This window comes from Zunongwangia profunda SM-A87 (genome assembly GCF_000023465.1).
Lineage (GTDB): Bacteria > Bacteroidota > Bacteroidia > Flavobacteriales > Flavobacteriaceae > Zunongwangia > Zunongwangia profunda.
Genome location: NC_014041.1, coordinates 1,698,283 through 1,722,675 on the forward strand (window position 1 = coordinate 1,698,283; position 24,393 = coordinate 1,722,675).

The window sequence follows — 24,393 nt, forward strand, 5'->3', positions numbered from 1 at the left end:
CTGCACAAAAAAATAGACATATGAAAGCAATATTAAAAGCAACAATTTTATGTAGCGCTTTAACATTATTCATGGCTTGTAGCGATGATGATACCATAGAAAGTATAGATGCCTCTGTAACGCCGGGAAGTCTAGATTTAACTTTGGATACAATGGTAGGGAATGAAGATTTTCAATTAGATACTGAATATTCCATAGCTGGTGAACGTGTAAGCTTTACACAGTTTCGTTATTGGGTTAGCAATATTGTATTAATCAACAAGGCCGGAGATCATGTGGAAATTCCAAACTCTTATTTTCTCATAGAAGAAACCGGTGCTTTAAGTATTCAGGACGGTGCTTATGAATATCCGCCAAATAAAAGGGAAACCATAAACTTAAGTGCGGTTCCCGGAGGGGAATATATCGGTATTGAATTTGGTATAGGGATAGACCAACGTTATAACGATAACTTAAGCTTGCAGGCCGGAGAGCTCTCTCAGCTTAACGGGATGACCAACATTTCCTGGATGTGGCATACCAGTTATATATTTACTTCAATAAAAGGAAGCCTTTTGGATGATGATACGACCTTGGTATTAGAAACCGGATTGAATGACAATTACCATACGGTAAACGTAGCTTTAGAAAATGCTGTTGAAGTTAGCAATACAGCAGCTCAGGAAATACTTCTTCATGTCGATCTGGCATCAATCATCGAAGGAATTGATGTGAGAACCACTCCTGTCGTAGGTGCATCTACACCTGAAGCTATGGAGCTTATGGCAAATAATTTTGCTTACAAATCATTTACTGTGGCACCGGTAGCCAATGAAGACTAACAATAGATTTATACTCTTAATGCTTAATTGTTGTCTACTGATGAATTGTACCCAGGAAGAACTATATATACCACAGGAACCTGAATTCGAAGTTCAGGTTCCTGTAAATTTTCCCGCATTACCGGCACAGGTAGATAACCCAATGACAGCGGCAGGCATCGCTTTGGGCGAACGCTTATTTTTTGATAAGCGTTTATCAGGAAGCAATGAGATTTCTTGTGCCAGCTGTCATATCCCGTCATTAGCGTTTACCGATGGAAGTACGTTAAGTACCAAAGGTATTTCCGGAAAACCGCTTTTAAGACATATCCCGGCAATTATGAATTTAGCCTGGGCAGACAATGGTTTGTTTTGGGACGGGGGATCAACAAATCTGGAATCTCAGGCCTTTGCTCCTTTGGGCCATGAAGATGAAATGTATCAGGATTTAGAAGAATTAGAAAAAGAGTTATCCGAAGATGCGACATACACCGATTTATTTCAGCAAGCTTTTGGTGGAGAAATTCAGGTGAACCGGGTGATGATGGCACTGGCGCAATTTCAGCGGAGTCTGATTTCTTCGGAAAGTACATATGATCACATGGTAAGGGAAGAGCCTGGAGGTAGTTTTTCTTCTTTAGCGTGGGAAGGTTATATGCTCTTTGAAGAAAAGTGTGCGCAATGCCATGTACCTGATTTATTTACAGATCATGATTATCATAATAATGGGTTGGATGCAACATTTAATGACTTTAGTGAAGACGAACTTTATCTTGGACGCTACAGGGTTACACGGGATCCTGAAGATATTGGAAAATATAAAACCCCAACATTAAGAAATGTGGCGATTACCGCTCCTTATATGCATGATGGGCGTTTTAATAGCCTAAAAGAAGTACTTAATTTTTATGCTAATGGTGTACAGGATTCAGAAACCTTAGATCCTATTTTAAAACAAAATAACAGGTTAGGGATCGATTTAAGCGAGGCAGAAAAGCAGGCTTTAATTGCTTTTTTAAACACCCTAACCGATGAAACTTTTATAAACGATGAACGATTTGCAGAATATTAGATATATAATGGTAATGATATTGGGTGTTTTTGGCAGTATTTTTTTACATGCCGAAAGCTTAACAGATTCTACCAGTGTTTTTTCGAATTTTAATTTTAAACCCACTACTGAAGGTTCCAATGTAAATGAAAACCATACAGCGAATATCGGACTGTCCGAATTTGAAGAATTTGAGGATTGCGATGTTTGTGGGTGTGGAAGTAGCGGCGGTAGTATGGGCTATGGTACTATTGGTAATGGCGATTTTATAGGACTGCGTTATATTACACAGCAATATCAATCACGTGATGGGATTTATAATAACTCTCCCTGGATTGATGAGAATTTTAATACGATGCAGGCCTGGGCAAGGATTCCGATAAGTCAAAAAATTAAACTGAATGTTATTGTGCCATACCATTTTCATAATCGGCAATTTATAGATGGTACTTCCCAACGCATTAACGGTTTAGGCGATATTAGTATTCTTGGATTTTACCAGTTAATTTCACCAAAACTCGATGGATTTTTACCAGAGCAGCAAAGCAAGTTTAAACATAACCTGGAAGTGGGAGTAGGTTTGAAGCTTCCTACAGGAGAATACGATCGTGCCAATAATGAGGGCAGTGTAAACCCAAGTTTTCAGGTAGGAACGGGAAGCTGGGATGTGTTATTAGCTTCAAATTATTCGGTAAGTCATCAAAACTGGGGAGTAGGTCTTTTGGCCAATTACACCATTAAAACCGAGAATGAACAAGAATATCATTTTGGAAATCAATTTAATTATGGGTTAAATTTATTTAGAACATTTAATACCATGAATGCAAAAACTTTTACCCCAGTTTCTTTTAGTCCGGTTTTAGGGCTTTCAGGAGAAATTTTTGGAGAGAACGAAAGTTATGGTTTGGCTGTTAAGGATACGAAAGGAAGTGTTTTGTTTAGCCGAATAGGAGTAGAGTCTACTTACGGAAAGATTTCTGGAGGTGTAAACCTGATGCTCCCAGTATCACAAGATTTAAATGGAGGTGCTGTGGAAGCTAAGATGAGGTTAGGTATTCATTTGAATTTTGTGTTGTAATAGAAAATATGGGTTTATCCTCTTTAGGATTATGATTAATGTAAACAGAATTCCAATAAAAAACTGCCCTTTTAAAGGCAGTTTTTTATTGGAATCTTCTTATTGATTATATAAGCTCAGGTTTTGGCGAATTAGTTGATATGACCTATGTTGAATAAGCCAGTCCCTTTTTCTACCGGAGGATTGAATATTTTATAAAGAATAATTCCGTCTACAGGAGAAAAAACATCACTAATATGATTTCCAAATAAATCGGTGATATAGCCCAGTTTAAGGTCTTTTTTTACATAGTCCCCGCTTGTGAAATCACTGTAAAAGAAACCGGTATGCTCACTTTCTACAGTGGTTCTTTGTGCTACTATATAAGGATCATTCAACGTCTGTTGGGGAGTGCCTTTTAGAAAATCTAAATGAAAAAGAACATTCTTTAGCGCTATTTTTATTCGCTGAACAAATTTTTCTTCGACAATACCCATTCTGCCGCATTCAATATCAATAGCCGGTATTCCCTGCATAAAAGCTTCCCGTGAAGTATAGACAGATTTATCTTTTACTGATTGTTCATTACCAAATTGTATAACGAATGGAAAACCCATCGCAATCGCTATTTCTTTGGCTTTTTCTGAAATATCTGGTTGGTCAAAGTAATTGTAATATCCGGCGTAAGGGCGCAAATCATTATTGGCATCGCCGGCATGTACATCTATATAATAATCACATTTGGGAATAATTTTACTTGTAAAAGTCCACGCAATCCTTTCAGTAATACTGCCACTTTCACTTCCAGGGAAAACACGGTTTAAGTTTTTATCATCCATGGGATTTACTCGTAGTGAGCGTTTTAAGAAAGCGGGAACGTTGGCCATATGTACAAGAATAATAGTTCCTTCCAGTTGGTTTGGATCTATTTCTTTAGAAAATTCCTGGGCTGCCAGAATTGGTGCATATTCCAGACCATGAACGCCGGCTACGATACCTAAAACCGAACCCTTTTTCTTTCCATGGAAAATAGTGATTGGAATAATCGTAGTATCCGTTTTAGTATGAACAGGAATTGATATTTGAGTTTTGGTACCAGGTTTAAATACTTGATCGTTGAATACAAAATCATTTTTTTGAGCGGTGAGTATATGAGATATACAGAATAAGACGGTAATGGCAATGCTGCGCATCGCTAAATAATTGTTCATGTTTTAGGTGCTAAATGTTAAGTAATGCTGAAATAAAAAGATCCTTGATCCTTTTTTATAGATAATACCAATTACAATATGACAAATGGTGTTTGCCAATATCATAGTAGTACATATGTTAAAGTAAGTCGTTTATGAAAAAACGGGAGGTGCTCTTAAAGAAAATAGGGGGCTGGGGTAAAGGTTAACACTATCTTCAAAGGAAATAATATAGTGTATTGCTATTTGCGGTAAATCAATTTCATAATCAAAATAAGATGGCGTATCTGCGTTTTGAAAATGAAAATTACAGACCTGGCAATCGATATTATCAATCTGAATGTGCGTAGATTCTTTTTTGTTTATTAGCCTGTTATCATGTTCAATACTGGTAGTTACTATGGACGCCAGAGAATGACCAAGCTGATGTCCCGCAGGGAAAATTATTGCAAATACCACAAAAAATGTAAATGCATACGATATGTGAAGTTTATTCGCCATTCGCGGCAAAAATAGAAATAAAAATGAATTTATAATATAATTGTTTCTTTTTTAAGCATTGTTGATTTGAGTTTTTATATGCTATAGCGGCAAAATTTTACAGGCATCCCTAATTAGAATAAAAGAAGAGATTTTTCATTATTCTTAATAAAATGATGATCTCTAGCTGTTTGATTGCGTACCATTAGTTACGTGCTCACAAATATTTGCTAGAGAACTCAATACTATACCATTGTATAGCTGCCTAAAAAAATTATTGATTAAAAAAACAATTTCAGAAGTTTGTGTTCATAAATAGAAAGATTAATCAATATCCGTACTCCTGCAAAAAAAAAGTTTTTTACAGCATTATCCATTATAAAGACAAAAATAGATTAGCCTTTAAGCTCCTCATCAAGTTAACGAGGTGTTATACTTCAATAACTTTTTAATCTTCCTTTAATTCTTCTAATGAAGGGGCTTCTAATTTATTGTTACTAAATAGATAAGTTGTTTCGCTATTTTGATATTTGGCGAAGGCATTAATCAGTTCGGTTTTTGCTTCTTGCTGTAAGCGCTGTGCATCAAGTAGGTCTGAAAGATTGTTTAAACCACTATTGTAATTATCGCGATGCACTTCTAAATTTTCTTCTGCATAAGCAAGGTTTTCCTTGGCATATTCTATTTGATGGTAAGCATCAAGCAAGTCATACCAACTTTTCATGATACCAATGGTGATTTGATCCTGAGCTTTTTTTAACTGGTTTACGGCAATTTCTTCCTTAATTTCCTGTTGTTTTACTTTTTGTTTTTCGGCTCCCCACCATGCTGAAATTGGAATTCGTACAAGTCCAAATGCCATGGGTTGGATATTTGAGTCTAAACCTGTGTCGAATGTGCCATACTTTACTGCATTTATACCTACAGAAAACTGCGGTAATAGTTCGGCTTTTGCCATTTTCGTTTGTAGTTTTGAAGCCTGAATTTTTTCGTCCAACAAGCGATAGTTTGAGTTTTCAGTAACATTGGTCGTATGCTGGTATTTTAATTTCGGCGGGATAACCTCATGCAAGGTGTCAATCGCCACGGCGCTGGTGTCATAATTCAGGCCAGTGTATAATGCCAGATCTAGTAAAGCCAATTTCCGCAAATTAGAAAGTTTACTTTCATTTAATAGCACCTTACTACGGTTTACTCTAACCTGAAGTAATTGATTTTTTGCGATTAATCCGGCATCCAGTAAATCCTGCTGTTGTTTTAAAAGTTCATCTAAATAAAGTTTTGCCGCATTTATTACTTTTTTTTGTTCCTGTAATTGCACCAGTTGCCAGTACTTATTTGCAGTAGTTAAAATAACAGAGTCTATAGATTGCTGGGCTCTAATTTTATGGACTTGTACCTGAATTTCAGCAAGTTTATTGGAATTTTTTACTTTGCCACCGGCAAAAACAACTTCAGATGCCGTGGCCGATGCCAGGTATAAATTATCGATTTCAGGAATTCCTAGTATGGCAATGGGGTCGATAATATTGTCGAAGGCATGAATAGCTCCGCCCAAAGCTTCAATTGTAGGGAAATAATAAGCAATAGCTTCCTGTCGTTGCGCATGGGCCTGTTCAATGCGTAGACTGCCATTTTTAATATCGTGACTATATTTTAAGGCTGCGTCTTTAGCTTCGTTAAGGGATATCTTCATTTCCTGAGCATTGCCAGCGTAGGTAACAGCGATGATTATAAAAGATAAAAGCTGTTTATAGGTTGAAAAATTAGTTTTCATTTCTCGCAATTTTAGGTTTAAGCATCTTCAGTTTTCTTTTCTTCAGTATTCCTAAAGAACATCCAGTATAAAGCCGGTAATACATAAAGCGTAAGTACCATAGAAATCATGAGTCCGAATGCGATTACGGTCCCTAATGGTCCCCATAAACTCGATCTGCTTATAATCATTGGGATCACACCCACCGCTGCTGCCGATGAGGTTAAAAAAATAGGTCGCATTCTTCGCTGCGCTGCAACGATTGCCGCATCGCGAACGCTATAATTTTCATTAAGTCTAAGTTCATCAGCAAAATCAATTAAAATTATGCCGTTTCTTACTACAATTCCGCATAATGCTAAAATTCCCAGGAAAGAAGTAAATCCAAAAGGATATTGCATTAATAATAAGCCTATGGCAGCACCTAAAATACTTAATGGCATGGTGATAAAGCTTAAGGTAGCATGTTTTACAGATTTAAAATGCCAGATGAGAATTAAGAATATGATCAAGACACTTATTGATAACGAAATTCCCATAGGGACTAAATTCTCTTGTTGCATTTCAAACTCTCCTCCGTATTCTATTCTTATCGAATCAGGAATGTTAAGATCATCTATTTTTGGTCTTAATTTCTCTAGAATTACATTGGCCACGGTACCTGTGGCAATATCTACTCTTACGGTTAAACAACGCATCCCATTACGATGAGTAATTTGCTGTTCTTCCCAACCGGGTTCTACATTAGCCACTTGCCTAAGCGGAACCATAGTTTTGGTTTTTGCGGAAAGTATGGAAAGTTCGTTGAGGTCTGCAACTGTTTGTTTTTTATTGTTTTTAGCTTTAATTTTTACCTGAATGCCATAATCTTCATCATAAATTTTAGTTGCATTTAAGCCTTCCATATACATGGCAACGGTATTTGCAATATCTTCTTTGCTTAATCCCAATTGCGCTGCTTCGTCTTTCTTAATATCAATATTTATGGTTTTTTCCATTTCACCAAAATTGGTTCGGGACCATATTGTTTTTGGTGTTTGCCTCGCCAAATTAATGATGCTGTCACCATAAGTCCTTAGCTGACTGATGTCATTTCCATATAAACGAACTTCAATGGGTGCCGGTTTGTTCACCATATTAAGTTGTTTCATCCTAAAATGAGCATTAGGAAACATTTCAGCATAATTTGTATCATAATCTTTTAAGACTTCTACCGTAGCATCATCAGAAGCTGTGGTAACCAGTATTTGTGCATAGTTTTTAGCTGGTAAGTTGGGAGCATATACCATGTGAAACCGAGGAGAACTTTCACCTATAAAGCTGGTGTAATTAAGAACACGTTCATCCTCTTTCAGAACTTTCTCTTCAAATTCGCTTACTAATTTTGAGGTTTCATCCAGATTACTACCCTCGGCGAGATAGACCTCGATTGCGAATTGATTTCTATCTATAATGGGGAATAGTTCCTGCGTTAAAGTTGAAAATAAAATGATCCCTAAAATTATCGAAGCGAGACCTACTGCAATATTGAGCCGGTAATGCTTCATAGCTTTTTTTAGCGATGCATTGAAGAAAGACTGTAATCGATCTAACATCGATTTTTTATTTTCTTTTTCTTTTTTGTCGTTATGAAGTCCTTTTTTTATAAAAATAGTATTGAAAAAAGGAACGATTAAAACTGAAATCGCAAGGGATAAAAATAAGGCGATCATAATCGTAAAAGGAAAGGTACTTAAAAAGTCTTTAGCCGTTCCACTCAAAAAGAATACTAGTGGTAAAAATGTCGCTGAAATCGCCAAAGTAGCCGTAAATACCGAAGGGAAAAGTTCTAAAGCACTATGGTAGGCTGCTTTCCAGATCGATTCGCCTTCATCTAATTTTTCTACGTGATTGTCTATAATTACGATAGGATCGTCTACTACGATCCCCAGCACAATAATAAGCGCCGCCAGGGTAACCGTATTTAATTCCATCCCTAACATATACATAACGGCAAGGGTAGAGGCAATAGTTATTGGAATCGTTGCCGCTGCTACCGAGGCAACTCTAAAAGGTAAAAGGAATAAAGCTACGAGAATCACTCCAATTAAGGCATAGCCAAATTCTTTCATAAAATGACCAATAGCACTGTGTACGACGTCAGGCTGATCGGCTATTTTTACGATTTTTATATCTTCAGGCAGATTATTTTTTATCGTATTAAGACGTTCCTCGATCTCTTTACCAAAATGAACAATATTATTGCCCTTAGCCATTTCTAACGTAATAATCATCGCTTTGGTGCCATTAGTAGTGGTAAAAGCATCTGGATCTTCGTATTCCCGTTTTACTTCCGCAATATCTTTTATTCGAATAATACTTCCGTCATTAGTAGTTCTAACAATCTGGTTGGCTACATCGGTCTCATCTTTTAGAAATGTATCGATATGTATGGGCCGGTCAAATTCATTTTCCTCTAAGGTCCCCCCGGGATTAATATTGCCCTGTTGTTGTAAACTTTGCATTAGCATTCCCGGACTAATACCATAAGTGGCTAGCTTATTTTGATCTGTATACACCGCTATTTGCTCGGTTAAGCCACCATCATGACTAATTTTTGCAACATTTTCTAATTGGCGAAGGTTATCTTCAATATCTTCTACATGATTTTGTAAATCCTTGTAGGGACGGGAAGAAGATTGTACCGCCAGAATCATGGCTGCGGTATTTCCAAATTCACTATTAACGATTACACCGCGTACGCCGGGAGGCAGTTGTTGTTGCTGGAAAACTAATAATCCGTTTTTTAGTTTGTTCCAAAACTGCTGGGTGGCATCTTCATCTATACGATTAGCAACTTCAACATAGATGTACATTTTTCCATCTTGTGAATAAGAATAGGTTTTAGTTTTATCAACCTCATTAAAACTGAAAAGGTATTCTTCTACTTTGGTGGTTAGTTCCTGTTCTACTTCTTCTGAATTCGCTCCCGGGTAATACCCAATAATCAATCCCTGCCGAATCGTAAAATCAGGAAACTCGTTTCTTGGCATATTGAATAAACCGAAAAGTCCGATACTTACCATTAGTAAGGCTAAAGCAAGCGGAAATGATTTATTCTGCATTGCCCATTCTATAATAGAATTGTTTTGCTTTTTCATAATCTAAACTTATGTTTTGATTTATTGGGCAATTTTAATAGGTGTATTATCGGTTAGTTTATGATAACCTGAAGTAATGACTTGGTCTGAAGCACTCAAACCAGAAGTTATAGCAATACCATTGCTGTAGAGTTTTCCGGTGGTAACCAGTTTCCGTTTTGCTTTTCCATTTTCAGCAACAAAAACAAAATATTGATTTTTTTCAGTCACAGAAACTACGTTAACAGGGAGGATAATATCGGAGGTTTCAGAAGTATCACTTTCCTTAAAATCAATAAAAGCCGAACATGACATTCCGGGTTTGATCGACCTTTCTGGATTCTTCAAAAGAATTTGGGCGATATAAACGGGATTTTGCTGATTGGACTGAATAGAAATTTCAGCAACTTTTCCGAAGAAAAAACGATCTCCCAAAGCATCGATTTTTACCTTCGCACTATCTCCTTTTTTTAACTGGTTAATCTCGCCATCCGGGATTGGGATGGCCGCTTTTACATTATTTATATCCAGTAATTGAAAAACCGGTCTTCCGGGACTGGCTAAATCTCCGGGTTCCATTATTTTAGCGCCAATATATCCGCTAAATGGCGCATATAATTTACTGTGTTTTACATTTTGGAATGTTGCATTTGCCGCTGCATTTGCCTGATTGTAATTAGATCGCGCTTCGATCATTTTAATCTCGGCAATACTTCCCTTTTGATATACTTCCTCGATACGCTCGTAATTTTCTTTGGCAAGATCGGCCTGGGCTTTTCGAGCTTCGTATTCTTCTTTATAAGCGGTAGCATCAACCTTTGCTAACAAGGCTCCTTTTTGGACAAAATCCCCCATTTCAGCGTTTAAAACTTCTATAGTTCCGCCGATCTGAAAACTAAGGTTTACCGTTTTATTGGCTATAATTTTGCCGGTAAAACCAACATTTTGGTTATTTTGATATTCCATTTGGTTACCAATTTCAATGGTTTTTACGACGATTGGCTTGATGGGTACAGATTTCTTTTCTTCGCCACAGCTAATGGCCAAAACAGAAAGAATTACTAACAATGCGGGACGAATGTTAAGCATAATGAAATATTAATAAATTAATGTTGAAGTGCTTTTATCATAAGTTGGTTAATCCATTCTAATTGATCAAACATATCTTTAGGGAAGCGCTGGTAAAGAAAAATTTCTTTTTCAAGACTATCGGTAACAGTCACCAGGGAGAAAGCCAAAAAATTAATGTCCTTTTTAGAAATCGACTTAATTTCCTGTTTTTCTACGGCCCATTGAATACACTTCTCGATGATACTAACTTCTTCAGCTCTAATGCCGTCTAAAAGTTGATATAAAAAAATAGCGTTCTCTTTTAGATCGGTTAATATGTAGGTATAGGTATTGGAAAGTGTTATTAAATGATCCAATTTTATATTTCTATAATTAGAAAGGTTTTTTTCGATACTAAATTCCTTTGATATATTATTAAAGGTTTTCTCAATTCTTCTATTGTATTCAGCTTTAACAAAAGCTTCAAAAACCTCATTTTTATTTTGAAAGTAATAATATAAAGTACTGCGTCCCTTATCTGATGCTTTAGCAATATGATTCATAGTCGCTTTCTTAAAACCGTATTTTTTAAATACGGTTTTAGAAGCTTCTATAATCTGCATTCGTACAAAATCTTCTTTTGATTCCATTTTTTTCGACAAAAAAAACGTTAGTGTCTAATTTTGGATAAAAATACAACTTTTGTCCAAATTGAATCTTTCTAAGTTGTTAATTTTTAGATATTAATTAAATACTTACTTTTACTCACGAATCGAGAATTGATTTACTGATCGGGTTTCTATAGCGATCAGGACGCCTCGAAATAAAAAGCAATTTTTAATAGATGCTCTATGGGCCTGTTTTAAAATTGTTTAATATGTTGATTTTAAAATTATGATGATGAAAAAAATCCTTTTGGTGCTTGCGTTAATTTTTGGTACTACTCTGATAGCCCAAAACAATAAAACGATATATCAATTTAAAGTTGAAGATATTAATGGAGAAACATTCGATTTCAGTTCTCTAAAAGGTAAAAAGATAATGATCGTTAACACGGCAAGTAAATGTGGTTTTACACCGCAGTATGCCGAATTACAGCATATTTACGAACAATATAAGTATAAGGATTTTGTAATCGTAGGCTTCCCTTCCAACGATTTTGGAAATCAAGAGCCAGGCTCCAATGAGGATATCTCTGAATTCTGCCAGCAGAATTATGGAGTGGAATTTCCTATGATGTCAAAGATTAAAGTTAAGGGAGATGAAAAGCATCCATTGTATCAGTTTTTAACCGAGAAAGCTAAAAACGGATTTAAAGATTCTGAAGTGAAATGGAATTTCCAGAAATATTTAATCGATCAAAATGGCAGAGTAGTAGCCGTAAAGAATTCTAATGTACTTCCAAACGACTCTGAAATTGTAAATTGGATTCAGGAATAGTTTTTAACCAATACTATTTTACAAAATTAGGATATCCTAAGCTGACTATTTTATATGGATAAGCCAATATTGCAACATTCGGTTTATGCATTCGTATTTAAGGTATAAGTTTCATCTTGATCAAAATAGTTGGATATCATGAAAAAGATACTACTCGCCTTATTCTTTTTATTTTCTATTGCCGTCGAGGCAGAAACCAAAGAAATAATAGCTGAGGTTGTTTTTGAGAATGCAACTGATGTGACATTCTCTTCCGGAACATTTTTTATTACTGAATTGGATGAGGAAATTGAAATTACCTCTTTGGAAAACTTTAAAATTACACTTCCTAAAAAAGGCAAATATCAGTTTGATTTTTATGCTGAAGAGTTTGTTAGCTATATTCTTTATCCTTCAAAAATAACTTCAAGAAAAAATATCATAAGGATACGATTAGAAAGTAAAATAAAATCTAATGCTGTATCCGGTTTTAATATCTATACAAATAATCCTGATATAGGAATGAATTTTGTTTATAACGGGATAAACAATAAGCCTATAGATTTTACGCGATTTACCAAGGAATACGGCGTAGGAATGATAAGTAAAAATTGTGTAGTAGATCCTTTAATGATGAAATATGTTACTGCGCATAATCAGAAAGTGGCAGCCTATCTTACTGCGAAGTTTGGAGTAACATGGAAAGATGATTTACCTGCAACCCCGTTTGGACTCCAAAAACAATGATACTAAGCAAGCAAAACTAAGATAAGACCTGTGATAATAGAGCTTCAGATTTATCCGATAATAAGAATCCCGGGGGTAATTAAATACAATTCTATAAGAATTACCTCATAAACATGCGAGGAGGTAACTTAGCCTAATACGCTACTTGCTTTTATTTTGTAGTTATTTAGTTGAGGCTTCAATCCAGAACTAGACTTTATACGAATATGAAATTAGTTTATAGGTTCAAATTTTAATCTACAACCTTGATGGCAGGCGGGATAAGTAGGAATGAAAATAACATTAATGCCTTCGTAATCAACCTCTTCTACAATAGTAGATGAGGTACTGCCTATTCCTATCGTTCTATTGTTATTGTTGCAATCAAAATCTAAGTAAATCTCATCATTTTGGATCGAGTAGTTGCCTGTGTTGCACTGAGAAAAGCGCGTAGAGCTAAAAGTACCATCTTCATTAAAGGTATAACTGTAGGCATTTTCAGCGGGGCTCCATTGGCCGTGACCATCTCCATTGTCATTATAAACTTCAACTAATTTCCAGGATCCCACAATTCTATCAACTTCATACATTCCGTACTCTTCGTTATCACAACCGGATAAAACGAATAACCAACAAGAGCAAAATAATAACAAAAGATTTAGTTTAATCTTATTCATTAGTTCTATCAATTAGTTTTTTAATAATTTATAGGGGCTCATAATTTCTCAGATAAATTAGGTCCAAACCTTTTATCCGAAATATTAAGTAGGTAGGATATAAATCGTAAACTAAAAATTTATGATTTATGTAACATAAGTAGGGCAAGACAAATATAATTAATTATCTCAATTTTAGTAAGTTAAGTTTTTTTATTTTTAAAAAATTAACATTTGAGCAATTTTAATTTTTGGCGTATAAAAAATAGAATATTTGTAACATTATTCAATAATATCTGAAAAAAGTCATAGAAAATGATTCAGCAGAACCTTAAGTGAATTAGAATTCATACCGGCGAATATTTAATCATTCTATTTTGTGATTCGTTTTTGATGAAGAGTGTTCTAAATTTAATAGGATATGTATTCCTTTTTGCAGAGTTGTATAATTATCTTATCGTAATAAAAGAAAGAGGATTGATAGCCCTTTATTTTGCTTGTATGTTAGAAAAATCAAACTGATTTTACCGAACCTTGGCAAACATCACCTTCCTGAATTCCACTTAGCCACACTTTTAGTTTTTTGGTACGCTCCTCTGTAAGTTCTTTTAGATAAAGGGCTTTACACATAGGATAAGAAGAACCATAATAAGATTTATCTTTTCTAGGAAATTTCATTTCTAATTCGGCATTCCTAAACTCAATCCAAATTCGTTGAGTACTTTTTAATTTGGATATAAACTGGGAATCTGACTTATATGTTTTTAGGATATTTTGATAAACATTGTTTAATTCTTTATCTGCTTCCGCAAATTCTGCGTAGGCATCTTGATTTAATTCAGTTTGTGTTTGGGCAACAGCATTTAAGCTAAAACAGAATAATGCGATAAATACTAGTTTCATTTTATAAATGATTTAAAAATTAGTGTCATAATAATCAGGATTTATAGGCTTTTTTTAATGATTTTTAGCGGAATGCGTTGTAAAAAATGATCGATACGTCTTTTGTTTTCCTGCTGTAATAAAGAGGGATATAAGTTCATTAAAACATTCATAAACACAATCCATGCAGAGAAGATAAATTCTGCACGAAGCACTTTTAATGTAGCAAAGAACATGACAAAGAAAAAACCAATAAAATGACTTATTTCAGCAAAGGTCATTTCTTGTCTTAAATCAATTAATTCTTTAGTTGTCGCTTTATTTTTTAGCTGTAGCTTAGGATTAAAAAATTTAAAGAACGTATTTTTTACAATCCATTTAAAAATGCTTAAACCAATAAACTTGTTCAACTTTGTACTCCTTATACAGTTAATATTTGATAATTTTCCGTAAAATTCTGTTTTACTTAGAGCAAAATTTATAATCATGCCAACGATCCAGGAAATAAAACAAATTGAAATACTGAAAGTAAGATATTTTAAAGTCATCTAATTTTCTTCGCTAAATTTGGTCATGTATGCTGCTTAATTTTAATTATAGTTTATTCTACAGCCTTATTAAGAAAGTGATTAAAAGGCAGCAAACATTTATAGATTTCTATCAATTGTCTTTCCAGATCATTTTGCTCCCAAAATTCGTTCTTAACGGGATGAATCATTGCGTAACTTTTATGTTTTAGCAATTCTATTTCCTCAAAATTTTTAGGGAAATCTTTTGGGGCACGCTTCAGTTTTTCGCCATAAATTTCAGGGAAATAAGACTGGAATTTGTCATTTTTAATGATGTCTTTAAAATCCTTGGTATGATCAAAAATATACTGTCGAATGGCTTTTAAACTTGGGGCATCTGGTTTGTAAATTCCTCCACCAACAAAGCAACGATCTGGTTCTATATGCATATAATATCCGGCATTCCCACTTTTACGACCATCTTTAGCAATATAGGCGCCAAAATTAGTTTTATAAGGGGCTTTGTTTTTAGAAAACCGGACATCCCTATAAATCCTAAACATGCACTTGTTGGGATCTTCTACGTTAATTTGAGGATCAATAGCCTTTAATTTAGACAAAAAATCATCCAGGAATATGACAAACTCATCCTTAGCTTCTTCATACCTCAATTTATTGTCATTAAACCAGTTTCTGTTATTGTTAATTTCCAGGTCGATTAAAAAATGAAAAATTTTTCCAAAATCCATTTTAGGTAAGGTTTTTTATGAGCTAAAGTTAGCACAATTTTTAGGTAAATCTTACATCAGCTATATTTCTTCCTCTTGCTATGTGGAAACATTTAAAGTGAAATTTAAAAACTTTTATAGTAGAAGTAATTTTATTTTAGAGGTTGATAATTAATCTCTTAGATATTTTTTACTACTTGTTTTTCATTTACTCTTAGTTAGTCAAAAAGTAAACAGTTATTAATGGCGATTATACAAGTTGACTTTAATCAAGATGAATAGTTTAGCAGATTCGGATGTTAGTCACTTTTGATAATATATAATGTCATTATTATTTAAAATCTTCAATTTCTGATAAAAATGATTTAGCTTCATTAATTTGGCTACCATTAGCCTTTAATAACCAGTTCATGTAGTTTTTGTCTTTATTTTTAGCACTAAGTTTAGCTGAAAAAAACAAAGATATTAGTTGTAGTATCACAGTAATCCCGGCAAATATCAAGACCTGCCGTAAAGAGATTATTTCTGTAATATCGAAATTTAAGATTGCCTTGATAGTAAATATTCCTATAAATGGACTAAAGGGTAATACAGCAGCAGCGATTTTTAAATTATAGATAACCGAAAGTTTTAATTTTGAAAGTTCTCGTTGCAATATGGTGATTGGTTGCTGGTAATCTAGACTCAGAATAATACGCAATTGATGAATTGAAGAAAATACAAAGGCAAAGGCAAAAAACAGAATCACTATGCCTGAAAATACGAAATACCATGTTCCAAAATTTGAGATTATAAAAATTGTGGCATAGCAAATAATAAAACAACAAAACAATAAGGTGCTAACTGGTAGACAAAGAAGCCGTTTTATTTTCGATTTAGTGTGCTCCAATTTTAGTTCTTTTAAAATCTTTACATTTAAAGCTCTGGTAGCCTCTAATTTTTCTTCTTGTTGTTGCCACGCATTTCGTAATTGATCGATATCCATAACTTATTTTTTAAATTTCGTTTTTAGCTCTTTTTTAATTCGGTTTATTTTAGTTCCCACATTACTTTCTGAAATTCCTAGAACCATAGCAATTTCTTTATGGCTTTTTTGGTCTAAATACATAATCATTAAAGCTTTATGTAATGGCTTTAATTGTGCAATAAAATGATTTAGTTTTTTTAAATTTTCATCGTCCTCAACCTTATTTTCATCCTGAATATGAACAAATTTCTCTTTTAAAGGAACAAAGTATTTCTCCCTGGTCTTTATTTTTCGGTTGTAAGAAATCACCACGTTAAATGCTATCTTATATATCCAGGTGGTTATTTGTACACCGTAGTCAAACCTTTTATAGCTTTTTAAAAGATGTATAATAATTTCCTGGATCAGATCTTCTTGTTCTTCTGGATAATAACAATAAGCATTCACCACCTTAAAAATCAGGTTTTTGTTTTTCTCAATTATTACTGTAATGTCTTCTCTCGATGATTTCATTACCTATGTTATCAGGTCTTTATATCATTAATCGTTTGTACTATTTAAAAATCACACTTTTTTCAGAAAAAAATAAAATAAAATAAGCTTTGTGCTTTGTTAGCATTATAAAATACTTTCTTTACAAAGGATTTCAGATAAAAGCATATTTTACCTAAATTAGTTTAAGGTTTTAGCAAAATTCATCATCATGAAAAAAATAATCTTTGAACTGGCCTAGTTACTGGTTTATCAAGCCGCCAAAATAAATAGGAGCTATCATCACAATTTTATTCCGCTCAGGATACTACTTATTTCTCAATATCCGGAATGGTAGATAAAAGAGATTCGTCACGGGTAATGATTAGTCCGATCAAATGGTTCCTTTTTAGGAGTAAATATGAGTCAATAAAAAAATAATCAGTAAGTAAAATTTTTCAAAAAAATAAAAATGAAATTAAGATTAAGTGTTTTCTTTTTATTGTTGTCTTTACAACTACTAGCACAGCAATATCAGGAGGTTAAGGATATTCAATATTACGAGAGTCCAACTTCAGAATATGTGAAACAACAATCCAAACTGGATATTCATTTCCCAAAAGATGAAGGAAAAAAATATCCAGTAATCGTTTGGTTTCATGGAGGGGGATTGACTGGAGGCGGAAAAGAAATTCCGCAGGAGTTAAAAAATAAAGAAGTTGTAGTGGTAGGTGTAGGCTATCGCCTGGCGCCAAAAATTAAGGCTGAAGAAACTATAGATGATGCAAGCGCTGCCATTGCCTGGGTATTTAATAACATCGAAAAGTATCATGGAGATACTTCAAATATTTATATTTCAGGACATTCTGCTGGTGGATATCTGGCTTTAATGGCGGTAATGAATAAAGATAATTTGGCAGAATACGATATAGATGCCAATGATGTTGCCGGATTAATACCTTTTAGCGGTCATACCATTACTCATTTTACCATTAGAGATCAAAAAGGTATTCCCGGTACGCAGCCTATAGTAGACAAATGGGCACCCTTATTTTACGTAAGAAAGGATGCGCCACCAACTTTACTAATCACAGGAGATCGTGAATTAGAAATGTTGGGTCGCTATGAAGAGAACGCCTATTTTTACAGAATGATGAAAGTTGCCGGCCAAAAAGAAATAGAACTTTACGAAATGGATGGTTACGGGCATAACATGGTTTATCCTGCTTTACCATTATTGTTGAAATTTGTAAAAGAAAAATCCGACCAATAGCAAAAATCCAAATCCCCCTATTGAATTATGAAATTTAGAAGCCGAAAAGATGTTTTTTTTCTAGCAGTTATTTTTGGTTTTACAGCAATTGTATGTAGTGTTTTTGTATATCAGTTTTTATCTGAAAATACACGCAACCAGAATTTTATTGTTGGAGACATTTTACTTATACTAATAGCCGGACTTTTATTGTGGTTCAACTTTGGAACTGAATACGAACTTACCCCCCATTATTTTAAATATAGAGGAGGGCCTTTAAAGGGAGAAATTCCATTAGAGAAAATTACCGAAATTGTAGAAGGTAAAACTGTATGGATAGGATTACGACCAGCTACGGCGAGAAAAGGATTAATCCTCAAATATGATATTTATAATGAAATTTATATAAGTCCGCTTACCAACGAGAGCTTTATCAAGAAAATTTTAGAATTCGATAGCCAGATTAAAGTAACTTCTATTAAAAAAGGAATGCCTTAAATTTTTAAATAACTACAAATCTAAGCTGGTACTCTAATTTCTTATTTAAGGACTGTTTTTAGAAATCCATAGTTGATGGGGTTTCAGCCAATTGCAAAAGATTTTTAATTTCTCTCTCTTGGTACCATGATCTTTGATGGTATTGAAAGAATGGGAGGGGAAGGACAGTTTAGCTTTCCGTATGCAATCATTCAATAAGGTCTTGTTAAAAAACAGGATCAAAACCTGTTATATTTTGACAACATCATTTTAATATAAAACTGCCAATAGCCTCTACGATAAAAGTTCTTGGAATCTTCATAAATGTGATTCGAATAAATTTAAGGAATTACACTTCCCTCATTTCCATATATTGATAAAATATAGAGTTCATAATTTATAAAATTTTAAAATTATAGGTCTTTTTAAGAAAGTTTCACTTTGAAACATTAGTAAATATCTGTAATATTGCTTCATGTTGAATCAATGATGTGTCGGCTCGAAATCGTTATCATGAGGATTACAAGATTATGACGCAGTATTATTCCGCTTTATTGCCTGATAACGAAAGGGAGTCAATAGATGTATAACATAAAACCTTAATAATAATGTGAATAATGAAATCTCACATGGGGTTGCCCTTAGGTAGTTGCTCTAATTAATGATTATTTGTAAACATAAGATTGAACAGCAGATGGCTATGGAATCAAAACTGAATCACTTCATAGTCTGAGACCTAATGTTGATTTTTAACATGTTAGACGGTTACTAGTTTAATGTTATTGGTGCTTACGGAGGAATATGGAAGGTATTCAAAAATAATATTTAGGGAATAGCCATGATTGAGATCAGTAAAAGACAAAATTCAATGATGCAGCATAAGTAAGACTTTTTGCTAACGTATTAAAGCAAGCTATATAACTTCAAGCTATATAACTTTAAAAACAGATTTCAAAAATTTATTCTCAATTCAAAAAGATGAAAAAAGCAGCAAAGTATTTCCAAGAAGCAATTCTAAAAGAAGAAGCATCAACTTTAAATGCATAAAAACTGAAAAAACTAAAAGTAATTTTTTTCCATCTAAGGTTCATTTACGTTGGAAAAAAAATTTAATTAATTCATAAAAGTTTCAAAATGAAGCAATATATCGACAAAAATTTTAAAAGAAGAAGGCTAAGCCTATTATTCGCAGGACTTTCTTTATGTGCCTCATCATCACTTTTTGCACAGGAAGAGGAAAATCAAAATTTAAAAGTACAGGATTCAGTTGCCTTACAACAGGAGTTGAAAGGAGACAACGAAGTTGATGGCAAGAAAAACGGCAGTGATAGGAATGTAATGCTAAACGCATCCAGTAACTCTGGTCCCAGAGATGTAAATATAGGTTTGCCGGGAAGTGTGGGAGGTATTACCATTCTCGAAAACGATTTACCTGTAGTTTATCTTTTTTGGCCAGAATTACCTAACAAAACCTGGAGGCAAAGTGTAAGTCTTCAAAGAACCGGACTCTTAAAAATGGATGAGTTAGCCAGTACAATGGGCGATTTAGGTTTTGCCGTAAATTCGTATACACAAACCGGTACTGAAAAATTTCAAGTAAAAGGAAAACTTACAGGCAGCCATTTTGGATGGTTTCAGGGAGACTTGAATGTTTCAGGACCTATTTCTGATAATGGCTGGTCGTATACCGCTGGAGCGTTTGTAAACTTCGATCCCAGTACCTATGATTTAGGTTATAACAATTATGCAGATCAAACCAAAATTTTTAGAGCGGGTATCACCAAACGTTTTAAAGATGGTAAGGGAGAATTTAATATTTCTTATAAATATGCAGATTCTTACACCACCACCAACTATGCAGTAATAGAATACGGGCCTGATGGCGAAGCCAATGAAATAGATGATTTTAGAATTGGTCGCGATTCCTATATCATAAGAGATGGTAGAGTACGTTTTAAAAATATTGATGGGGGCGATGATTATTGGGCCTCAATGGATGGTACAGAAAATACCAACACCTCTCATAATATAGACATCTTTGGTAATTATCTTATGGACAACGGTTGGAATTTTAAATATTCTACACGTTTACATTTAGCGAAAGCTTCCTTATTGAATATTATTCCGCTAAGTATCCTTAATGCCAATGCGGAGGATGGATATACTATTGCCAGTACCGGAGAAGCCTATACAGGATCTGTAGGTACACAATTAGGAATGAATAGCCCAGAGATTCCTACAACATCTATAATGGGAAGATTCTCCATCCATAAAAAAATAGAAAATCACGATGTTAGCCTTGGTGTTTTAGAGCAATATTATGATATAGATAACTATATATCTAACCGCTCTCTGTTTTATCAAACCATAGAAAATCAGCCACAACGATTAATAAGTCCAGGCACAGATGAATATGGATTTTATGGTTATAATGGCGGTGCAGAATTCCATACAGGGATAGAAAACAAATTAGCGGTTTATGCTAGCGACGATTGGCAGGTAAGTGACCGATTTAAATTAAATTACGGAATATTCTTTAGACATCATCATATTGACGGAGAATACTCCTTACAACAAAGAGGAGTTGATTTCACTATTCAGGATGCAGAGAAAACACCTATTAATAAAAACTGGTTTAATATAGCCGGAAAGATCAATGCCTCTTATAATTTAACCAAGAAATTTGGTGTATTGGCCAACTTTCAATATACCGAGGAAAACGGCAGGTTAGAAAGATATTCTGCGGCTTTAGATCCAAATACCACCACCAGCAAAAGTCCCTTAGGTGCTGCCGGTATATTTTATAATGGCGATTGGGTTAGCTTGGTATCGCAGGTTACCTACTTAACTAAAAATAATTACTTAAAACGTTTCAATTTAGTAAACCCACAGGATAATACCCAGCAGGAACAAACCACCACATATTACGATATTGAAACCTTAGGCTGGACTACAGATGTGGTGTTAACTCCGTTTAAAGGTTTCAGTTTTCACGGATTAGTAACCTTACAGGATCCAAAATATAAAGACTTTACATTTAATGCATTTGGTAACACATATGATTTTAGCGATAAAACCGTATTAGAAATTTCTAAAGTTTTAATTGAATTAGATCCAAGTTATACCTATAAAGACTGGAAAGTTTGGGCAAGCTTTAGATACTTCAGCGAACAATATGCCAATATAAATAATGCATTGACTTTCGCGCCCAGATGGGAGAATTTTGGAGGTGTAAATTACAAATTCAACGATCATTTAAATTTTGGCCTTACGTTAGTAAACTTCTTAAACCAGGTAGGTGCCAAAGGAACCATTAACGGGGCCGAATTAATTGAAGATCCAGAACCTTACTACGGAAGATTATTAACCTCATCTTATATTCGTCCGTTTACCGCGCAACTTTCTGTAGGCTTTAATTTTTAAAAATCAATACTACCCAAAGCATCCACACCTGGATGCTTTGGGTGATTATAAAATCACAGCATTATGAAAACAAAAACTTGTTTATTCCTAAGTTTAGCTTTAGGGATCCAAATAGGATTTTCACAAGAAGCTAAGGATATAAAAACCCTCACCAGTAAATCAGGAACCGTTTTAGGCTACAGTAAAAATTCTGGAGTTAAAATCATTAAAGACAACGGAGAATCTTTTAAAGATTTAAATAAGAATGGAAAATTAGATTCTTATGAAGATTGGCGGCTTCCTGTAGAAAAGCGGGCTAAAGATCTGGCGTCTAAAATGTCTGTTGAACAAATTGCCGGTTTAATGTTATACAGTAAACATCAATCTATTCCGGCTGGTGAAATTGGTTTTGGAGCAGGAACCTATAACGGAAAGCCTTTTTCTGAAAGTGGAGCAAAAGCTTCAGCAATTTCAGATCAGCAAAAGCAATTTTTAAAAGACGATAATTTACGCCACGTTTTACTTACTGCTGTTAAATCGCCGGAAGTTGCCGCTGAATGGAATAATAATGTACAGGCCTATGTAGAAAGCTTAGGTTTGGGTATTCCCGCAAATAACAGTTCAGATCCACGAAATACAGCTATAGTTACTTCAGAATTTAATGCCGGGGCAGGAGGGACGATCTCCTTATGGCCTGATGGCTTAGCTATGGGAGCGACCTTTGATCCAGAGTTGGTAAGAAAATTTGGAGAGATAGCCGCTAAAGAATATCGTGCTTTAGGGATTACTACCGCACTTTCACCGCAAATAGATTTAGGAACCGAGCCACGCTGGTACCGTATCGCTTATGTATTTAGCGAATCGCCAGAACTGGTAAAAGCGATGGGGAAAGCCTATGTTGAAGGATTTCAGACTTCAGGTAAAGATACTGAAATCAACAGTGGTTGGGGATACGAAAGTGTAAATGCAATGGTAAAGCACTGGCCGGGTGGTGGTCCGGAAGAAGGAGGTCGTGATGCTCACTGGGCCATGGGAAAATTTGCAGTTTATCCGGGAGATAATTTTAAAGACCATTTAAAACCTTTTACAGAAGGTGCTTTTAAATTAGATGGAGGTACTCAAAAAGCAGCTGCCGTAATGCCTTACTATACGATTAGTTTTGGTCGGGATGATATTTATAACGAGAATGTAGGGAATGGTTTTAGTAAATATATGATTACTGAACTGCTTCGCGACAAATACGGTTACGACGGTGTGGTTTGTACCGATTGGCTAATCACTGCCGATGAAGGAAAAACTCCGGGAACTTTTGCCGGAAAACCTTGGGGAACGGAAGCACTTAGTGTGGCAGAACGTCATTATAAAGTACTAAAAGCAGGAGTAGACCAATTTGGTGGAAATAACGAAAAAGGTCCGGTTTTAGAAGCTTACCAAATGGGCGTTAAAGAATTTGGAGAAGACTATATGCGTAAGCGCTTTGAACGTTCTGCGGTACGTTTGCTGAAGAATATTTTTAGAACCGGATTATTTGAAAATCCATACTTAAATATCCAAGAAACCAAAGAAATCGTTGGTAATGCTGAATTTATGCAGGCTGGCTATGAAGCGCAGGTGAAATCTGTCGTAATGCTAAAAAATAAAGATCAGGTATTGCCGATTAAAGAAAAGAAAACCGTTTACATCCCTAAAATTTATACGCCAATTTCAACCGATTGGTGGGGTATTCCTACTCCGGCAACATTTGATTATCCGGTAGATTTAGAATTGATCAAAAAGTATTACAAGGTCACAGATAATCCAAAAGAGGCAGATTTTGCACTGGTTTTTGTGAGAAATCCACAAACTAAAGAAGCCGGTTATAGCGAAGTAGATCGTAAAGAAGGCGGCAATGGTTACGTGCCTATTTCTCTTCAATATGAAACCTATACCGCAACAACCGCCAGAGAAAAAAGTATTGCTGCCGGAGATCCTGTGGTAGATCCAGAAATCACCAATCGTTCCTATAAAGGAAAATCGTCAACCTCTTCAAACATCATGGATTTAAGAACCATTGAAGATACCAAAATGTTGATGGGTGATAAACCGGTTATTGTTTCGGTAACAGCAAATAAACCGATGATTTTTAGTGAATTTGAATCTCAGGTAGAAGGAATTGTTCTCAACTTCGGGATTTCAACCCAGGCAGTAATGGATATTGTTTCGGGAAAACAAGAACCTTCAGGATTATTGCCTTTACAAATGCCAGCCAATATGGAAACGGTAGAAGCGCAACAAGAAGATGTGCCTTTCGATATGATTCCGTATCAAGATTCAGAAGGCAATACATATGATTTCGGTTTCGGTCTGGACTGGAATGGTGTCATTAAAGATAAAAGAACTTTAAAATTTAAAAAACAATAAA

At 34.7% G+C, this 24,393-nt stretch carries 21 protein-coding genes; 9 read left to right on the plus strand and 12 right to left on the minus strand.

Annotation, left to right across the window (positions count from 1 at the left end; all coding sequences use genetic code 11):
• Nucleotides 1-20: 20 nt before the first annotated feature.
• Genes ZPR_RS07500 through ZPR_RS07510 form a run of 3 tightly spaced genes read left to right on the plus strand, consistent with a single transcriptional unit; the run spans nucleotide 21 to nucleotide 2,929 of the window.
• Entirely contained in the window at nucleotides 21-821 is an 801-nt protein-coding gene (locus ZPR_RS07500) for an MbnP family protein (RefSeq protein WP_041579803.1), read from the plus strand.
• 40 nt (nucleotides 822-861) lie between these two features.
• Nucleotides 862-1,872, plus strand: coding sequence for a cytochrome-c peroxidase (locus ZPR_RS07505; protein WP_013071060.1), 1,011 nt, complete (start codon nucleotides 862-864; stop codon nucleotides 1,870-1,872).
• Entirely contained in the window at nucleotides 1,850-2,929 is a 1,080-nt protein-coding gene (locus ZPR_RS07510; protein ID WP_148211684.1) for a transporter family protein, read from the plus strand. Before ZPR_RS07505 ends, ZPR_RS07510 begins: the two co-directional genes overlap by 23 nt.
• A 131-nt stretch (nucleotides 2,930-3,060) precedes the next feature.
• Here ZPR_RS07510 and ZPR_RS07515 read toward each other — a convergent pair whose 3' ends face one another.
• The 6 genes from ZPR_RS07515 to ZPR_RS07540 all read right to left on the minus strand — a co-directional run bounded on the left by ZPR_RS07515 (nucleotide 3,061) and on the right by ZPR_RS07540 (nucleotide 11,153).
• Nucleotides 3,061-4,119, minus strand: coding sequence for a succinylglutamate desuccinylase/aspartoacylase family protein (locus ZPR_RS07515; protein ID WP_013071062.1), 1,059 nt, complete (start codon nucleotides 4,117-4,119; stop codon nucleotides 3,061-3,063).
• Between the two features lie 132 nt (nucleotides 4,120-4,251).
• Complete coding sequence (locus ZPR_RS07520) at nucleotides 4,252-4,599, minus strand: hypothetical protein (protein ID WP_041578771.1); 348 nt, start codon at nucleotides 4,597-4,599, stop codon at nucleotides 4,252-4,254.
• Between the two features lie 427 nt (nucleotides 4,600-5,026).
• Entirely contained in the window at nucleotides 5,027-6,355 is a 1,329-nt protein-coding gene (locus tag ZPR_RS07525; RefSeq protein WP_013071064.1) for a TolC family protein, read from the minus strand.
• Nucleotides 6,356-6,372: 17 nt separating this feature from the next.
• Nucleotides 6,373-9,474, minus strand: coding sequence for an efflux RND transporter permease subunit (locus ZPR_RS07530; RefSeq protein WP_013071065.1), 3,102 nt, complete (start codon nucleotides 9,472-9,474; stop codon nucleotides 6,373-6,375).
• Between the two features lie 21 nt (nucleotides 9,475-9,495).
• Nucleotides 9,496-10,542: an efflux RND transporter periplasmic adaptor subunit gene (locus ZPR_RS07535; RefSeq protein WP_013071066.1), complete on the minus strand. Its 1,047-nt coding sequence runs from the start codon at nucleotides 10,540-10,542 to the stop codon at nucleotides 9,496-9,498.
• Nucleotides 10,543-10,559: 17 nt separating this feature from the next.
• The gene (locus ZPR_RS07540) at nucleotides 10,560-11,153 is read right to left on the minus strand and encodes a TetR/AcrR family transcriptional regulator (protein WP_013071067.1); all 594 of its coding nucleotides are present in this window, start codon (nucleotides 11,151-11,153) and stop codon (nucleotides 10,560-10,562) included.
• Between the two features lie 250 nt (nucleotides 11,154-11,403).
• Here ZPR_RS07540 and ZPR_RS07545 point away from each other — a divergent pair, with 250 nt between their 5' ends.
• Together ZPR_RS07545 and ZPR_RS07550 are read left to right on the plus strand one after the other, a co-directional pair.
• Nucleotides 11,404-11,943, plus strand: a complete 540-nt coding sequence (locus ZPR_RS07545) for a glutathione peroxidase (RefSeq protein WP_041579821.1) — start codon at nucleotides 11,404-11,406, stop codon at nucleotides 11,941-11,943.
• A gap of 138 nt (nucleotides 11,944-12,081) precedes the next feature.
• Entirely contained in the window at nucleotides 12,082-12,669 is a 588-nt protein-coding gene (locus ZPR_RS07550) for an FEKKY domain-containing protein (protein WP_013071069.1), read from the plus strand.
• Between the two features lie 212 nt (nucleotides 12,670-12,881).
• Here ZPR_RS07550 and ZPR_RS07555 read toward each other — a convergent pair whose 3' ends face one another.
• The 6 genes from ZPR_RS07555 to ZPR_RS07580 all read right to left on the minus strand — a co-directional run bounded on the left by ZPR_RS07555 (nucleotide 12,882) and on the right by ZPR_RS07580 (nucleotide 16,903).
• A complete protein-coding gene (locus ZPR_RS07555; protein ID WP_013071070.1) occupies nucleotides 12,882-13,325 on the minus strand; it encodes a lipocalin-like domain-containing protein in 444 nt (147 codons plus the stop codon).
• Between the two features lie 492 nt (nucleotides 13,326-13,817).
• Nucleotides 13,818-14,207 carry a lysozyme inhibitor LprI family protein gene (locus tag ZPR_RS07560; RefSeq protein ID WP_013071071.1) on the minus strand — a complete coding sequence of 130 codons (390 nt, stop codon included), beginning with the start codon at nucleotides 14,205-14,207 and terminating at the stop codon, nucleotides 13,818-13,820.
• Between the two features lie 41 nt (nucleotides 14,208-14,248).
• Nucleotides 14,249-14,734 (minus strand): glycosyl-4,4'-diaponeurosporenoate acyltransferase CrtO family protein, encoded by a 486-nt coding sequence (locus ZPR_RS07565; RefSeq protein ID WP_013071072.1) that lies wholly within the window; start codon nucleotides 14,732-14,734, stop codon nucleotides 14,249-14,251.
• Between the two features lie 53 nt (nucleotides 14,735-14,787).
• Nucleotides 14,788-15,444 carry a DUF2461 domain-containing protein gene (locus ZPR_RS07570; RefSeq protein WP_013071073.1) on the minus strand — a complete coding sequence of 219 codons (657 nt, stop codon included), beginning with the start codon at nucleotides 15,442-15,444 and terminating at the stop codon, nucleotides 14,788-14,790.
• Between the two features lie 310 nt (nucleotides 15,445-15,754).
• Nucleotides 15,755-16,408 (minus strand): hypothetical protein, encoded by a 654-nt coding sequence (locus tag ZPR_RS07575; protein ID WP_013071074.1) that lies wholly within the window; start codon nucleotides 16,406-16,408, stop codon nucleotides 15,755-15,757.
• A gap of 3 nt (nucleotides 16,409-16,411) precedes the next feature.
• Entirely contained in the window at nucleotides 16,412-16,903 is a 492-nt protein-coding gene (locus ZPR_RS07580; RefSeq protein ID WP_013071075.1) for an RNA polymerase sigma factor, read from the minus strand.
• A 430-nt stretch (nucleotides 16,904-17,333) separates the two neighbouring features.
• On the opposite strand from ZPR_RS07580, the gene ZPR_RS07585 reads away from it, so the two are divergent.
• The 4 genes from ZPR_RS07585 (at nucleotide 17,334) to ZPR_RS07600 (ending at nucleotide 24,392) form a co-directional block, all read left to right on the plus strand.
• Nucleotides 17,334-18,134 carry an alpha/beta hydrolase gene (locus ZPR_RS07585; RefSeq protein WP_013071076.1) on the plus strand — a complete coding sequence of 267 codons (801 nt, stop codon included), beginning with the start codon at nucleotides 17,334-17,336 and terminating at the stop codon, nucleotides 18,132-18,134.
• 27 nt (nucleotides 18,135-18,161) lie between these two features.
• Nucleotides 18,162-18,611 carry a PH domain-containing protein gene (locus tag ZPR_RS07590; protein WP_013071077.1) on the plus strand — a complete coding sequence of 150 codons (450 nt, stop codon included), beginning with the start codon at nucleotides 18,162-18,164 and terminating at the stop codon, nucleotides 18,609-18,611.
• Between the two features lie 1,113 nt (nucleotides 18,612-19,724).
• The gene (locus ZPR_RS07595; RefSeq protein ID WP_013071079.1) at nucleotides 19,725-22,013 is read left to right on the plus strand and encodes a TonB-dependent receptor; all 2,289 of its coding nucleotides are present in this window, start codon (nucleotides 19,725-19,727) and stop codon (nucleotides 22,011-22,013) included.
• A gap of 63 nt (nucleotides 22,014-22,076) precedes the next feature.
• Nucleotides 22,077-24,392 carry a glycoside hydrolase family 3 protein gene (locus ZPR_RS07600; RefSeq protein WP_013071080.1) on the plus strand — a complete coding sequence of 772 codons (2,316 nt, stop codon included), beginning with the start codon at nucleotides 22,077-22,079 and terminating at the stop codon, nucleotides 24,390-24,392.
• Nucleotide 24,393: the final 1 nt, after the last annotated feature.

What these genes read in the sequence shown, in the direction of transcription:
- ZPR_RS07570 (WP_013071073.1), bottom strand. Translation starts at nt 15,444, where the DNA reads ATGGATTTTGGAAAAATTTTTCATTTTTTAATCGACCTGGAAATTAAC.
- ZPR_RS07565 (WP_013071072.1), bottom strand. Translation starts at nt 14,734, where the DNA reads ATGACTTTAAAATATCTTACTTTCAGTATTTCAATTTGTTTTATTTCC.
- ZPR_RS07510 (WP_148211684.1), top strand. Translation starts at nt 1,850, where the DNA reads ATGAACGATTTGCAGAATATTAGATATATAATGGTAATGATATTGGGT.
- ZPR_RS07520 (WP_041578771.1), bottom strand. Translation starts at nt 4,599, where the DNA reads ATGGCGAATAAACTTCACATATCGTATGCATTTACATTTTTTGTGGTA.
- ZPR_RS07500 (WP_041579803.1), top strand. Translation starts at nt 21, where the DNA reads ATGAAAGCAATATTAAAAGCAACAATTTTATGTAGCGCTTTAACATTA.
- ZPR_RS07545 (WP_041579821.1), top strand. Translation starts at nt 11,404, where the DNA reads ATGAAAAAAATCCTTTTGGTGCTTGCGTTAATTTTTGGTACTACTCTG.
- ZPR_RS07550 (WP_013071069.1), top strand. Translation starts at nt 12,082, where the DNA reads ATGAAAAAGATACTACTCGCCTTATTCTTTTTATTTTCTATTGCCGTC.
- ZPR_RS07525 (WP_013071064.1), bottom strand. Translation starts at nt 6,355, where the DNA reads ATGAAAACTAATTTTTCAACCTATAAACAGCTTTTATCTTTTATAATC.
- ZPR_RS07560 (WP_013071071.1), bottom strand. Translation starts at nt 14,207, where the DNA reads ATGAAACTAGTATTTATCGCATTATTCTGTTTTAGCTTAAATGCTGTT.
- ZPR_RS07575 (WP_013071074.1), bottom strand. Translation starts at nt 16,408, where the DNA reads ATGGATATCGATCAATTACGAAATGCGTGGCAACAACAAGAAGAAAAA.
- ZPR_RS07540 (WP_013071067.1), bottom strand. Translation starts at nt 11,153, where the DNA reads ATGGAATCAAAAGAAGATTTTGTACGAATGCAGATTATAGAAGCTTCT.
- ZPR_RS07580 (WP_013071075.1), bottom strand. Translation starts at nt 16,903, where the DNA reads ATGAAATCATCGAGAGAAGACATTACAGTAATAATTGAGAAAAACAAA.
- ZPR_RS07515 (WP_013071062.1), bottom strand. Translation starts at nt 4,119, where the DNA reads ATGAACAATTATTTAGCGATGCGCAGCATTGCCATTACCGTCTTATTC.
- ZPR_RS07535 (WP_013071066.1), bottom strand. Translation starts at nt 10,542, where the DNA reads ATGCTTAACATTCGTCCCGCATTGTTAGTAATTCTTTCTGTTTTGGCC.
- ZPR_RS07505 (WP_013071060.1), top strand. Translation starts at nt 862, where the DNA reads ATGAATTGTACCCAGGAAGAACTATATATACCACAGGAACCTGAATTC.
- ZPR_RS07595 (WP_013071079.1), top strand. Translation starts at nt 19,725, where the DNA reads ATGAAGCAATATATCGACAAAAATTTTAAAAGAAGAAGGCTAAGCCTA.
- ZPR_RS07555 (WP_013071070.1), bottom strand. Translation starts at nt 13,325, where the DNA reads ATGAATAAGATTAAACTAAATCTTTTGTTATTATTTTGCTCTTGTTGG.
- ZPR_RS07530 (WP_013071065.1), bottom strand. Translation starts at nt 9,474, where the DNA reads ATGAAAAAGCAAAACAATTCTATTATAGAATGGGCAATGCAGAATAAA.
- ZPR_RS07590 (WP_013071077.1), top strand. Translation starts at nt 18,162, where the DNA reads ATGAAATTTAGAAGCCGAAAAGATGTTTTTTTTCTAGCAGTTATTTTT.
- ZPR_RS07600 (WP_013071080.1), top strand. Translation starts at nt 22,077, where the DNA reads ATGAAAACAAAAACTTGTTTATTCCTAAGTTTAGCTTTAGGGATCCAA.
- ZPR_RS07585 (WP_013071076.1), top strand. Translation starts at nt 17,334, where the DNA reads ATGAAATTAAGATTAAGTGTTTTCTTTTTATTGTTGTCTTTACAACTA.